A 13,456-nucleotide genomic window follows, 5' to 3' on the forward strand; every position below is an offset into this window, starting at 1 on the left:
GAAACTCAGACCGGTCTTGCGGCTGCGACAATTGGGCACTTGCGGATTTCGGGGCCCGATCAAGGGCTTGCATGCAAGCCCGCCGCGTCGGCAGCTGCCTACCTAAATTTAATCTCGGCCCATACTACCTGCGACATGAACGCCGCCTACATTTCAGCAACGCTTTTGTGGAAAGCGAGGGAGATCCCTGATGACACCGCAAGAACGCCAATTGGTTGACGATCTTTTCGACCGGCTGTCCAAGATGGAGAGCGCGCCGCGTGATCCCGATGCGACGGCCGCGATCGCGCAAGGCCTGCGGGTTGCGCCCAATGCGCTCTATCCGCTGGTGCAGACGGTGCTCGTGCAGGACGAGGCGCTTCGGCGCGCCAATGACCGCATTCAGCAATTGGAAGATCAACTCGACGGCCCACAGCAGCAGCAACGCCAGAGCGGCGGCTTCCTTGATTCCATGCGCGGCGCCATCTTCGGGCAAGGTCAGGGCGGCGGTTCGGTTCCAAATGTACGGCCGCCGGATCTCGGCAGCCGTCCGGTCTGGAACAGCGGTCAGGTGCTGCAACAGGGTGGACAACATTACGACCAGGGCGGGTACGGCCAATCTCAAGGCGGCTACGGTCAGTCCTATGGCGGCCCTCAGGGTGGTGGTCCCATGGGTGGCGGCATGATGGGCGGTGGAATGATGGGAGGCGGCGGCGGTTCATTTCTGGGAACCGCAGCGGCGGCCGCCGCCGGCGCTGTCGGCGGATCGCTTCTGCTCAACAGCATCCGCGGGATGATGGGCGGCAGTCACCAGGCTTTCGGCGATACCGCGGCCAGCGGCAATCGGAGCCCGTGGAGCGACCAATCCCGCAGCGATCTCGCACGTGATGCCGGCGTCAACAATGTCGGCGCGAACGACCTCGCCGCGCAAGATCGTGCCCAGGATCTCGCTCAGGATCGAGAGGACGACGATTTGCACGCAGCTGACGAACGCGACGACATGGAAGCAGACGCGAACGACGATTTTGGCGGCAACGACGACAGCGACTTCGCCTGACATCGATCGAGGCTCATGAACGAACAACGGCCGCCTGTTTGGGCGGCCGTTTATTTTTGCAGATATCTGTCGTTCAAATCACAACGACCCGGGTGCCGACATTGACGCGGCCGTAGAGGTCGATCACGTCCTCGTTGCGCATCCGGATGCAACCCGACGACACGTTGGTGCCGATGGTCCAGGGCTCGTTGGAGCCGTGGATGCGGTAGAGCGTGGAGCCGAGATACATCGCGCGCGCACCGAGCGGATTTTGCGGGCCGCCTTCCATATGCCGCGGCAGGTCGGGCCGGCGCGCCAGCATCTCCGAGGGCGGCGTCCAGTCCGGCCATTCCTTCTTGGCTGAAATGGTCTTGATGCCGGACCAGGTGAAGCCGGGACGGCCGACGCCGATGCCATAGCGCATCGCCTTGCCATTCCCCTCGACCAGATAGAGGAATTTGTTCGGCGTATCGACGACGATGGTGCCGGCGCTTTCCTTGCCGCTGTAGTCGACCATCTGCTTCTCGAATCTCGGATCGAAGGCCGGGCGCGCGGGTTCGCCCATCATCGGCTGCTGCATGGTCTGCTGCGGCTGATAGCCCGACTGATACGGTTGCTGCTGATAGATTTGCTGCTGCGGATAGAGCGGCCTTTGCCGATCAGCCTGGTCGTGCGGCTGATAACCCTGCCCCTGCCCGTCACCGAACAGGAACTCGATGAAACCGCCGCCCATGTTGGGCCGATCGGCCGAGGCGATCCGCACCGGCGCGGGAGCGGGTGGCGCGGACTGATCGGGGTGAAGGGCGACGGGCGCGGTGACGAAGTCGGCTTCGTTGGCGGCGGCTTGCGGAATTCCAGAGCCAAGCCAGCAGGCGCTGGCGAGCAGCGCGAAATACATTTTCTTCATCGACGTACTCACACTATTTTCGTCGTGGGTGCGCCGGAGCGGCGCCTTTGCACACGAACAGCTAAGAGCGAAACCGCATCGGTTTGGTAAACGGAATCGGCGTTTCGATTCACCACGTCGTCAAATCGGCCCGGTTTTGTCCGGTAGTGTTTATTTTCCGTGAACGAAAAGGCACATGGTTAATCGTTGGTGTGCGGAGTCATCTCTTGCATGCCGGTTCCGGCGTGAACCTCATGTTAAATCTGGTCTGCTTTAAAACACGTCGGAATAAAGGGGTCAGGGACATTCCTATGCCGGTTCATCGCAGACGTTTTCGCATCGAGGAAGCTATCTCCGGGGATATTCAGTTGCCGCCCGAGGTCGATACCGAACTAGGCCCCATGCACCGCGAGGTCATGAACGAATTGCGCGCAATCCGCGCCCAGATGGCCGCACCACGCGCGAGCGCCATGGCTGAGACAATCGGCGAAGCCGCAACGCGCGAAGCCGCAGAGGCACAGGCAATGCTTGATTCCTATAGGGCCCAGATCGAACAGTGCGAGAAGCTGAAGGTCGAACTCGACCTGATCTATGACGCCATTACCCGGACCAAGCGCGAAATCGCCGTGCTGCACGGCAACAGCTTCAACGGCGAGGAAATGGCCAAGGTCAACGGCGAACTCGGCGCCGTCGTCGGCGGCACCGAAGAAGCCACCCAGCAGATCCTCGAGGCCACCGAAGCGATCGACAATGCCGCCACGGCGCTCAGCAAGGTCACGTCGCCGGATCAGCAGAAATTACTGAGCGAAGAGATCCAGGAGCGCGTCGTCTCCATTTTCGAGGCCTGCAACTTCCAGGACCTCACCGGCCAGCGCATCAAGAAAGTGATGACTACGATGAAGTTCATCGAGCATCACATCACCGTCATGATGGACATCTGGGGCGGCGTCGACGCCATCAAGGCGCATGCGCCGCCGATCGTCGATACCCGCGAGGGCGATGCCAAGCTGCTCAACGGTCCGAAGCTCGAAGGCGACGTCGGCCACGCCTCGCAGGACGATATCGACGCGCTGTTCGACTGAACGAATTTCCCGACTGCCAAAGAAAAACGCCGGCGTGAAGCCGGCGTTTGTGTTTCGGGCACCGCCCTCTCCCCGTCATTGCGAGGAGCGAAGCGACGCGGCAATCCAGAGTCCCATGCACGGATCTGGATTGCTTCGCTTCGCTCGCAATGACGTAAGAGATTGCCCGCCGTCAGGCGCGCGGCGCGCAGCGGACGTAGACCATGTTGCCGTAACGGGTCGCCGCGTCCTTGTCGATGAAGCGGGTGATCAGGACCCGGCCGTCGAAAGAGACGATCTCGCGGTCCTGTTCGCCGCCGGCAGGTCCGGGTGGACCGATGTAATTCTTGCCGCTCGGGCTGCCCTTCAGGCGCAACTCCTGCGGCGTTGCCTGATCGGCGAGGTGCATGATGACGCCGCCGCTGCCGCCGGCTCCAATCACGTAAGGCTGCTTGCACTGCGCCTTTGCGGCGGCTTCCGTGCGCGCACGGTCGTTGGGATTCTGGAACGAGGCCAGCCCCCATTTGCCGACGATCTCGTCGCCGCGAATGCTCGCTGGCATTTCAGGCGTAGGCGCCGGCTCCGGCGCCACCGACGGGGATGAGGAAAAGGAGGGCAGACTCATGCTGCTGCACGCCCCCAGGAAGACCGTCATCATCGAGACGATCCCTAGATTGGCAGCCGTCCGCGCGCCACCTGAACTGATCATGTTCTCCCCCAAGCAAATCCGCGGCCGCACCCGGCCCGCAGCCAAGCGCAAAAACCCTGACCTAGCAACGACGTCATGCAAACTACGCCGACACGCCGATATGGTTTCCCAAAGCATACCTATATGAGCCTCACCAACGCCTTAATCTCCGTTTGCTTGACAGGATCGCGGCGAGGCCATATTGCCCAGTCGCGCAATTGGCAGTCTAGACGCTTGATTGCCAGGATAACAGAATAGGCTGCCTCGACGGTATCGAATACGCACGTATTCCAAGGCTGCTTTCGACGGCAGATCACCAGCAGAATCAGGCCTCCAAAGGAACCGTCATGGCTAAAACCACATTTCGCCCACTGCATGACCGTGTCGTGGTCAAACGTATCGACGCTGAACAGAAGTCCAAGGGCGGCATCATCATTCCCGACACCGCCAAGGAAAAGCCCTCGCAGGGCGAAATCACGGCGGTGGGACCCGGCGGCCGCGACGAAGCCGGCAAGCTGATCCCGATCGACCTGAAGGTCGGCGATCGCGTCCTGTTCGGCAAGTGGTCCGGCACCGAGGTCAAGATCGACGGTGAGGAACTCTTGATCATGAAGGAAAGCGACATCATGGGCGTGCTGGCCTGAGCCACCGCTTTCGATTGTACCCGCCTCGGCGTGCACTTTAAGGCGTCGTGCCCGGCCCTCATAGCCGGGCATCCTCCCTCTCCAATACAGGATTGCCGGCTCAAAAGGGCGGCAATGACGATGTGAACGACGCGGCAAGAAACAGATCTTCCAATTTGAGGAGTTAGGATCATGGCTGCCAAGGACGTCAAATTTTCCGGAGACGCGCGTGAGCGTATGCTGCGCGGCGTCGATGTTCTCGCCAATGCCGTCAAGGTGACGCTCGGCCCCAAGGGCCGCAACGTCGTCATCGAGAAGAGCTTCGGCGCCCCGCGTATCACCAAGGACGGCGTCACCGTCGCCAAGGAGATCGAACTCGAGGACAAGTTCGAGAACATGGGCGCGCAGATGCTGCGCGAGGTCGCCTCCAAGACCAACGACACCGCCGGTGACGGCACCACCACCGCGACCGTGCTGGCCCAGGCCATCGTGCGCGAAGGCGCCAAGGCCGTTGCCGCCGGCATGAACCCGATGGACCTGAAGCGCGGCATCGACACCGCGGTGATCGCCGTCGTGAAGGATATCGAGAAGCGCGCCAAGCCGGTTGCCTCCTCTGCCGAAGTCGCCCAGGTCGGCACCATCTCCGCCAACGGCGATGCCGCGATCGGCAAGATGATCGCGCAAGCGATGCAGAAGGTCGGCAACGAAGGCGTCATCACGGTCGAGGAAAACAAGTCGCTCGAGACCGAAGTCGACATCGTCGAAGGTATGAAGTTCGACCGCGGTTATTTGTCGCCTTATTTCGTCACCAATGGCGAAAAAATGACCGCCGAGCTCGAAGACGTCTACGTGCTGCTACACGAGAAGAAGCTGTCCGGCCTTCAGGCGATGCTGCCGGTGCTGGAAGCCGTGGTGCAGTCGGGCAAGCCGCTCCTGATCATCGCCGAAGACGTCGAGGGCGAAGCGCTCGCGACGCTGGTCGTCAACCGCCTGCGCGGCGGCCTCAAGGTCGCGGCCGTCAAGGCGCCGGGCTTTGGCGATCGCCGCAAGTCGATGCTGGAAGATATCGCCATCCTCACCGGCGGCCAGTTGATCTCCGATGACCTCGGCATGAAGCTCGAAAACGTGACCGTGCAGATGCTTGGCCGCGCCAAGAAGATCGTGATCGACAAGGAGAACACCACGATCGTCAACGGCGCAGGCAAGAAGAAGGACATCGAGGCCCGCGTCAACCAGATCAAGGCCCAGATCGAGGAAACCACCTCCGACTATGACCGCGAGAAACTCCAGGAGCGCCTGGCCAAGCTCGCGGGCGGCGTCGCGGTGATCCGCGTCGGCGGCGCGACCGAGATCGAAGTCAAGGAAAAGAAGGATCGCGTCGAGGATGCGCTGAACGCGACGCGTGCCGCCGTGCAGGAAGGCATCGTGCCGGGCGGCGGCGTGGCGCTGCTGCGCGCCAAGAAGGCTGTAGGACGCATCCACAACGACAATTCGGATGTGCAGGCCGGCATCAACATCGTGCTCAAGGCGCTGGAAGCTCCGATCCGGCAGATTTCGGAAAATGCCGGCGTCGAAGGTTCGATCGTCGTCGGCAAGATTCTTGAAGAAAAGTCGGAGACGTTTGGCTTCGATGCCCAGACCGAAGAATATGTCGACATGGTCGCCAAGGGCATCATCGACCCGGCCAAGGTGGTGCGCACCGCGCTGCAGGACGCCTCCTCGGTGGCTGGCCTCTTGGTGACGACGGAAGCCATGGTTGCGGAATTGCCGAAGGAACCGGCTCCCGCGGCGCCAGGTGGCCACGGCCACGGCGGCATGGGTTTCTGATCGCCGACCCAACACCTGCTCACGAAGAAGGCCGCCTCGGGCGGCCTTCTTTTTTGGCGATTTGCCGTGAGCTTTGCTAGGAAGGGTCGAGTTGGCCCGATTCAACTGCGGCCGAACCTGTTTCCCCCTCGAGGAAGTGCTGATGCGCGGGCCTTTGCTTCTCCTGACCGTTCTTGTTGCAGCTTCGATCGGCACCGCCCACGGCCAGATGAAGCTCTCGCCGAAGGCCGCGCCCGGCGCCAACGATGTCCGGTATTTCACCGCGATCGACGGGTTGATGGACGGCAATGCCGACGTCGTCCTGAAGGAGACGCGGCAGGGCAAGACGCTCACCGCCGCCACGCTCGATGTTTGCTATCCCGTCGCCAAGGGCTCCGACCGCAAGGACCGCTTCGTCGTCAGTCTTGCGATCAACGGCCAGACGCTGACCGGCACCAGCCAGAGCATCGGCGCCAAACTGCCGGTCACGGTCAAGCTGACGCGAAAGCCGACCGGCGACAATTTCGAATTCAAGGGCCAGATCAGCATCGGGCCTGTCGTCACCGAAGTGAACTCGACCGACAATTCCGATCTCAGCGAACGCGAATTTCAGGAAAGCCAGTCGAGCGACGACGGCATCACACCGCAGCCGAAGGATTTCACCGAAGTATCGCCGGAAGCGATCGGCGTTCGCGTCAAGCTCGATGCGGTCGCAGATTTTCTCAAAAGCCTGAAGGGACAGGACACCGAGATTTCGCTGAGCAGCCTCGGTGTGACCTGCGACGTGCTGCGCGCGGGTGAACAGACCATCACGCTCAGCGCCGATCCGGATCGCGCCGCGGGACTGATCGCGAAGTTCAAGCAGGCGCCGGGCGTGGTCGCCGTCGGCTGGACCAGCGGCATCATCGAAATGGACCGCACGATTCGCTTCGCAAGCGCAGGCTGGCGCGACGGCGAGCGGCTCAACAAGGACAAGCTTGCCGCGACGATTGCCAATGTTCTGGCGGGCGCGTTTTCGGCAAAGCCCGCGAGCTCAGCCTGGAATTCGTCGAACGGCAAATTGAAGCTGACCTTCAAGCGGCCCAACGAACTCTATCCGACGCTCGGTCTCACCGACACGCTCGAGGTGACGGCGCTGGTGGCCGCCGAGAAGCCCGGCGCATCGGACCGTCTGATCCTGTGGGTCAGCAGTCCCTCAATCACGACCGCCGACGAGACCTCCGGCCCTGCCCTCACCCTCGCCAACGATGCCAGTGGCGACGAGGAAGGCACCCAGAAGGACGACAACGGCGTCATCGATGCCTTGGCCAAGGAGTTCAAGGCGCAACGCTGGGACGCCGACAAGTCGCTGTGGAAGTAGCTCAATCGTCAGTTGGTGTTGAGGCGGAATCGCAGCGTTTTGGTGCCCGTAAAGGAAACTGAATCGCCGCGCCGGCGCCAGGTGGTGGCTTCGCCCAGCGAGGCGATCAGTTCGTCATCGGCCTGCGCGCGCGCCGGCACGCAGCCTCGGTCCTGCAACGGACCGGGAACGAAGATCACGGTATTGCCCGCCACCGAGAACTGGCCGGTGCCGCTCTTGCACCACAGATCAAGCTTCGCCTCACCGTTGTCGCCGATCTCGAGCGTCGGAATTCGTTTGGATCCGGCTTGCGGAAGCGCGTCCAGCGTCATCTCGAAACCGAACGGAAAGCCTTCTTCCGAGGCGGCGGGAAAAGCCGGCAAGGCGGCGAACGTGGCGGCTGCGGCTGCCAGCCTCAAAAAACCTCGCGTCGAAAACATGCAGTGCCTCGGGGGTGGTCTGGAATCGTGCGCGGTTGTAGTCGGCCGGCGTGAGCTTGAACAGAATTGACAAAGGCAAAAAAATCCCCCGCTTCCGGACCCGGACGCGAGGGATTTGAGCTGACGAGGTCCTACTCTACTTCAGAACCATGGCCGTGAACGGATAGACATAGGCCTGCAACATCACGAACAGGCCGACCAGGCAGGCCAGCGCGATCGAATGCTTGAACACGAAGCGCAGGATCGAGCCTTCATGCCCGTACCAGTTGGTGGCGGTGGAGGCGACGACGATCGACTGCGCATCGATCATCTTGCCCATGACGCCGCCCGACGAGTTCGCTGCGGCCATCAGCACCGAGGATATGCCCAATTGCTCGGACGTGATCTTTTGCAGATTGCCGAACAGGATATTCGAGGCCGTGTCCGATCCCGTCAGCGCCACACCCAACCAACCGAGCAGGGTGCCGAAGAACGGATAAAGGACTCCGGTTGCGGCGAAGGCGAGACCCAACGTCGCATCGATGCCGGACAGCCGTGTCAGCGTTCCGATCGCAAGCATCGCCGAGATCGTGATCAACGAAATCGCGCAAAGCTTGATCGTGCGGCCGTATTCCGTGACCATCCTGACTGGCGAAAAGCCCGCCAGGAAACCGGCGATGATGGCCGCGAGCAGCATGCCCGTGCCGGTGAAGGAGAGGTAGGTGAAGCCGAATACGGCGGCTTCCTTGGTGGGCGCAGCCGCAACCGGGGGCACCTTGTTGATCATGTTGTGCAGTTCGGGAACGGGATAGTTCCAGGTGAAGATCGAGTTCGCCCAGGTCTTGAACGACCCGTTGCCCCAGATCAGCATGACGATACAGACGATGATCCACGGCAGCAGCGCGCTGAAAAGCTGCGCGGTCGAGAGCGGCGCTTTGTCCAGCGGCTTGGCCGGCGCCATCGTTGCCATTGACTCATCGTTGCCGCGCAGCGCCGGCGACAGCCAGAGCTGCTTCGGTTGCCAGACCTTGAGGAACAAAATGAGCGCGCCCATGGAAATCAGCGACGCACCGATGTCGACGATCCAGGGATTGATGTAATTCGAGATCGCGAATTGCGGGACCGCAAACGAGATGCCGGTGACGAGGATGGCGGGCCAGACGTCCTTCATGCCCTTCCATCCGGCAAAAGCCCACACCACCCAGAATGGCACGATCAGCGAGAACACGGGCAGTTGGCGGCCAACCATCGCACCAAGGAGATAGGGGTCGAGCCCTGTCACCTGGGAGAGCCCCTGGATCGGCGTGCCAAGCGCGCCATACGCGACGGGGGCGGTATTGGCGATCAACGACAGGCCCGAGGCCGCAAGCGGCGAGAAGCCGAGGCCGATCAGGACCGCGCCGGTGACCGCGACCGGGGTGCCGAAGCCCGAAGCGCCTTCGAAGAAGGCCCCGAAGGAAAAGGCGATCAGAAGCAATTGCAGCCGGCGGTCTTCGGTGACGCCGCCAACCGCGCGCTTCAACAGCTCGAACTGACCGGTCGCAACCGTGATCTGGTAGAGAAAGATAACATTCAGCACGATCCAGCCGATCGGGAAGAACCCTGCCACCACGCCGAGCACCGAAGCGCGGATCGACAGGTTGGCCGGCATCGTGAAGACGAAGATCGCGATCAGGTTGGTCAGGATCACCGCGATGATGGCAGCGATGTGCGCCTTCACCTTGCCGCTTGCGATCAACACCAACAGCGTAACGACAGGTATCGCCGCGGCGACCGTCGAAAGCACCGAATTGCCAAAAGGATTATAGACCTGATTCCACATTATGATTCCTCCCCACGCCCTTTTTTGGCGAGCCAGCCCGCGTGAACGGCTGCCTCGCTGGCGCGAATTCTTGAGGGGCTTTCAGCAAAAGCGCGACTTCCGCCCGCGGATTTGGTCTCTGCCAAATCCGCTCACAAACGCGCGAAATGTGAGAGCCCCCCGCCACCCGCCATTGACCGCATGCTAGAATTGACTCGGAGGCGGCGACAAGCGAACCCATCCCGCCAATGTTACAACTTTAGTCTAGTTCCAGAGACCGACATTCGCGTAAGGTGTTGCGGATGCTGGAAAAGGATCGCGGCAAACCAGCAGCGAACATCAATCTCCCAGCCAGCCCAACACCTCACCCGCGCAGCTATTCCCCCGGAGACCACGATCTGTGAACAATATGCGCTCGACGCTTGCGGCCGTGTGGCGGATCGCAGCCCCCTACTTCCGTTCGGAAGACAAGTTCGCAGGCCGCCTGCTGCTTGCGGCGGTGATTGCGATCGAACTCACGGTGGTCGGGATCAATGTTCTGCTCAACCAGTGGAACAACCGCTTCTACACCGCGCTGCAGGACAAGAGCTGGGACGCCTTCGTTCGCGAAATGGGTATCTTTTGCATCCTTGCGTTCGCCTATATCGGGCTCGCCGTCTATCAGCTTTATCTCAATCAATGGCTTCAGATCCGCTGGCGCAAATGGCTGACTGAACGCTATCTCGGCCAGTGGCTGCATGGGGCCAACCACTACCGCATGCAGCTTCAGGGCGATGCCGCCGACAATCCGGACCAGCGCATCGCCGAGGACGTCAGGATGTTCGTCGATCAGACACTGAACATCGGCGTCGGCTTCTTGAACGCGGTGGTGACGCTCGGCTCCTTTGTCGTGATCCTGTGGGGCCTGTCGGCGGCGTCGCCGCTGACGATGTTCGGCAACGAATTCCACATTCCCGGCTACCTGGTGTGGGGCGCGCTGATCTATGCGACCATCGGAACCTGGCTGACGTTCCTGATCGGTCAGCCTTTGGTGCAACTGGCTTTCCGGCAGCAGCGATACGAAGCCGACTTCCGTTTCAACCTGGTGCGGGTGCGCGAAAACTCCGAGCAGATCGCGCTGTTGCGGGGCGAGAGCGCCGAACGGGAGCGACTATCGGACCGCTTCGCTCGCGTGGTGCGGAACTGGTACAAGATCATGACGACCACCAAGCGGCTGACCGCGTTCTCTTCGAGCTACGCGCAAGCCGCGGTGATCTTTCCCTACGTTCTGACGGCACCGGCCTATTTCGCCGACAAGATCCAGCTCGGCGGCATGATGCAGACCGCATCCGCCTTTTCCAGCGTGCAGCAAGCGCTATCGTTTTTCATCACGATCTATCGTGCCCTCGCCGACTGGCGCGCGATAACCGCGCGCCTCGACGGCTTCGAGGAATCGATTGCCGGTGCGAGCCGGCTTGCCGAGAGCACGTCTTCGATCAAGGTCGCTGCTTCGGACAGCGGCGATGCGATCGAGCTGCGGCAGTTTCTGGTCAAACTGCCCAACGGCAAACCGCTCGTTGCAGTCGACGGTCTGCGCATTCAGGGCGACGAGCACGTCCTGGTCACCGGGCCATCTGGTGCGGGCAAATCAACGCTGTTTCGGGCGATTGCCGGCATCTGGCCATTCGGCGGCGGCGTGGCCACGATTCCCGCCAGCGCCACGCTCATGATGCTGCCGCAGCGGCCGTATTTTCCGATCGGTACGCTGAAGGCGGCGATCGTTTATCCGGCGAAGCCGGATGCATTCAGTTCGGTTCTGGTCGAAGAGGCACTCACCGCCGTCGGTCTGCCGCAGCTTGCACCGCGGCTGACGGAAGAAGCCCATTGGAACCGGATGCTCTCGCTTGGCGAGCAGCAGCGGCTCGGCATTGCCCGCGCGCTGCTGCACCAGCCACAATATCTTTTCCTCGACGAGGCGACCGCATCGCTCGACGAACCGTCCGAGGCCGCGCTTTATCGGCTGCTTGCCGACCGCCTCAAGGGCACGACCACGGTCTCGATCGGGCATCGCAGCACGCTCGAAGCGTTTCATGACGGCCATATCGTGCTCGAGCGCGAGGGCGACCATTTCGCCGCACGGGCGCGGCAGAAGCAGACGGCACCCTGACCGGGCCTTTGCCGACGAGCTCACTTCAGATTGGTCATCGCCGTCAGGTCAGCCGAAAGCTTGACGATGCCCGTCGCACCACACCAGTTGGAACCAAAGCCGTTGGGATTGATCGCGGTGATGTTGCCGGGGATGTCGGCATTGAAGGCGCTGGTCAGCGCCGCGCAATCGCCCTTGCTCAGGTTGGTGTCGGAATAGCGCAGGTCGAGCGTGAACGCCTTGTAGGTGAACGCGATGCCGATATTCCAGGTGTTGTAGCTCGGATAAGCGATCCCGACTGGCGCTGCCGTGACGCGATAGAAGGCGTCGGTGGTGCCGAACCACTGCCGTCCCACTTCGGCCGACAGATAGGCCCCGACCCCGCTCGACCCGAACCATTTGGCCGGCGCGGTCGCCTTGGCGGTGACCGAGGCGTAGTCGCCCCAGGCCCCCGAATTCAGGAAGCTCGGCGTGTAATATTCGTTGGCGCCGAGCGCAAAGCTGTCGTTGATCGTCCAGTTGATCTTGGCATAGCCCTCGTAAAAGCTGAGGTCTTTCTTGATCTGCGTGAAATCAGGACCGTTCGCCAGAGGTGAACCCGGCGGGCAAACCGCAACCCCGCCGGGGAAACTCTCCTGGCACTGCCCGCCCGGATAGAGATAGCCCCACAGACCGAAGTCCAGCGCCACGGCGCCGAAGGTAGGACGAACGCCGCCGTAAATATCGATCTCCGCGGCGGCATGGTTCGCAAAGGAAATGCTCTCGGCGGAGGTGCCGATATAGAGCTGCAGGTCCTTGTTGACGTTGTAGCGCGGCTCGAAATAGGCGGCGACCGACGGCTGGTGGTTCGACTGCGTGATGCCGCGGAAGACATAGTCGCTCATGACGGCGCCGCCGAACGCAATATCCCAGGGATCGAACGCCGGCACCGGCGCCTTCGCGGCCTTCAGGGGCAAGTCGGCCGCCAAAGCCTGCCCCGACATCGCAACCAACCCGGCGGCCATCACGAACATTCTCATCAGCAGCCCATCCGTGGTTGTCAGCGTTGGCGCCCGGAATCGAAACGCAGAGCCATCCCGCGAACTCATCCGGCACAGGATTGCTATGATTAATAAAGATTAAAACATAATCATCTGCATCGTTTTTCGTCCATTTGGCGGATCGGCGGAAATTACAGCAAGCTGTTGTAATCTGAACACAAATCGCCGCTCGAGGAACGACGGCCGCCATCGAGGGGCAGCAAAAGACAAAAGATAAAGGCCGCAGCGACGAGACGCTGCGGCCCTTCAATTTTTGTCGGCGATGGCCGGCTAACTAGTTTCCGTGGTCGTCACCCGACGAGTGGTGGCTGGAGTGTTCCCACGATGGTGCAGCTGCGGGCTCCTCGTGGTGGGTTGGCGTCGCCCAGCTGTGGCTCGGGGTCGGCGTCTCGTGTTCCGGCGCGTGCGTCACGGCGGGCGCGGCCTTCGTCGCCGCAGCCTTCTTTTTCGGAGCGGCCTTTTTGGCTGCTTTCTTGGCGGTCTTTGTCGCGGCCTTCTTGGCCGACTTCTTCACGGCCTTCTTGGCCTTCTTCGCAGATTTTTTCGCGGACTTCTTCACCGCTTTCTTCGCGGACTTCTTCTTTGCGGCGAGAACCTTTTTCGCTTTCTTCGCCTTCTTGCCTTTCTTCTTCTTCGCTTTAGCCATCTAGTCC

The 13,456-nt window shown here is 61.6% G+C and carries 12 protein-coding genes; 6 read left to right on the plus strand and 6 right to left on the minus strand.

Translation table 11 applies throughout. The features are described 5' to 3' along the window. Nucleotides 1–190 precede the first annotated feature (190 nt). Nucleotides 191–1,036, plus strand: coding sequence for a DUF2076 domain-containing protein (locus BUA38_RS06515; RefSeq protein ID WP_072817215.1), 846 nt, complete (start codon nucleotides 191–193; stop codon nucleotides 1,034–1,036). A 73-nt stretch (nucleotides 1,037–1,109) separates the two neighbouring features. Here BUA38_RS06515 and BUA38_RS06520 read toward each other — a convergent pair whose 3' ends face one another. Further along, the gene (locus tag BUA38_RS06520) at nucleotides 1,110–1,922 is read right to left on the minus strand and encodes a L,D-transpeptidase (protein WP_072817216.1); all 813 of its coding nucleotides are present in this window, start codon (nucleotides 1,920–1,922) and stop codon (nucleotides 1,110–1,112) included. A 290-nt stretch (nucleotides 1,923–2,212) separates the two neighbouring features. On the opposite strand from BUA38_RS06520, the gene BUA38_RS06525 reads away from it, so the two are divergent. Next, on the plus strand, nucleotides 2,213–2,983 hold the full coding sequence (locus tag BUA38_RS06525; protein ID WP_072817217.1) for a protein phosphatase CheZ: 771 nt from the start codon (nucleotides 2,213–2,215) through the stop codon (nucleotides 2,981–2,983). A 172-nt stretch (nucleotides 2,984–3,155) separates the two neighbouring features. Here the strand turns inward: BUA38_RS06525 and BUA38_RS06530 are convergent, their stop codons facing one another. Further along, entirely contained in the window at nucleotides 3,156–3,671 is a 516-nt protein-coding gene (locus tag BUA38_RS06530; protein WP_072817218.1) for a hypothetical protein, read from the minus strand. 326 nt (nucleotides 3,672–3,997) lie between these two features. Here BUA38_RS06530 and BUA38_RS06535 point away from each other — a divergent pair, with 326 nt between their 5' ends. The 3 genes from BUA38_RS06535 to BUA38_RS06545 all read left to right on the plus strand — a co-directional run bounded on the left by BUA38_RS06535 (nucleotide 3,998) and on the right by BUA38_RS06545 (nucleotide 7,439). Next, nucleotides 3,998–4,294, plus strand: coding sequence for a co-chaperone GroES (locus BUA38_RS06535; protein ID WP_072817219.1), 297 nt, complete (start codon nucleotides 3,998–4,000; stop codon nucleotides 4,292–4,294). Between the two features lie 171 nt (nucleotides 4,295–4,465). Next, nucleotides 4,466–6,100, plus strand: a complete 1,635-nt coding sequence (gene groL, locus BUA38_RS06540; protein WP_072817220.1) for a chaperonin GroEL — start codon at nucleotides 4,466–4,468, stop codon at nucleotides 6,098–6,100. Nucleotides 6,101–6,242: 142 nt separating this feature from the next. Continuing rightward, nucleotides 6,243–7,439 (plus strand): hypothetical protein, encoded by a 1,197-nt coding sequence (locus tag BUA38_RS06545; protein WP_072825888.1) that lies wholly within the window; start codon nucleotides 6,243–6,245, stop codon nucleotides 7,437–7,439. A gap of 8 nt (nucleotides 7,440–7,447) precedes the next feature. On the opposite strand, the gene BUA38_RS06550 is transcribed toward BUA38_RS06545, so the two are convergent. Together BUA38_RS06550 and BUA38_RS06555 are read right to left on the minus strand one after the other, a co-directional pair. Next, nucleotides 7,448–7,858 (minus strand): META domain-containing protein, encoded by a 411-nt coding sequence (locus tag BUA38_RS06550; protein WP_083587482.1) that lies wholly within the window; start codon nucleotides 7,856–7,858, stop codon nucleotides 7,448–7,450. A 136-nt stretch (nucleotides 7,859–7,994) separates the two neighbouring features. Beyond that, the gene (locus BUA38_RS06555) at nucleotides 7,995–9,659 is read right to left on the minus strand and encodes an L-lactate permease (RefSeq protein ID WP_072817221.1); all 1,665 of its coding nucleotides are present in this window, start codon (nucleotides 9,657–9,659) and stop codon (nucleotides 7,995–7,997) included. Between the two features lie 379 nt (nucleotides 9,660–10,038). On the opposite strand from BUA38_RS06555, the gene BUA38_RS06560 reads away from it, so the two are divergent. Next, on the plus strand, nucleotides 10,039–11,784 hold the full coding sequence (locus BUA38_RS06560; RefSeq protein WP_072817222.1) for an ABC transporter ATP-binding protein/permease: 1,746 nt from the start codon (nucleotides 10,039–10,041) through the stop codon (nucleotides 11,782–11,784). A 20-nt stretch (nucleotides 11,785–11,804) separates the two neighbouring features. On the opposite strand, the gene BUA38_RS06565 is transcribed toward BUA38_RS06560, so the two are convergent. After that, the gene (locus BUA38_RS06565; RefSeq protein ID WP_156898415.1) at nucleotides 11,805–12,782 is read right to left on the minus strand and encodes a TorF family putative porin; all 978 of its coding nucleotides are present in this window, start codon (nucleotides 12,780–12,782) and stop codon (nucleotides 11,805–11,807) included. A 295-nt stretch (nucleotides 12,783–13,077) separates the two neighbouring features. Next, on the minus strand, nucleotides 13,078–13,449 hold the full coding sequence (locus tag BUA38_RS36515) for a hypothetical protein (protein WP_072817223.1): 372 nt from the start codon (nucleotides 13,447–13,449) through the stop codon (nucleotides 13,078–13,080). Nucleotides 13,450–13,456: the final 7 nt, after the last annotated feature.

This window comes from Bradyrhizobium erythrophlei, from assembly GCF_900142985.1.
Classification (GTDB): domain Bacteria; phylum Pseudomonadota; class Alphaproteobacteria; order Rhizobiales; family Xanthobacteraceae; genus Bradyrhizobium; species Bradyrhizobium erythrophlei_B.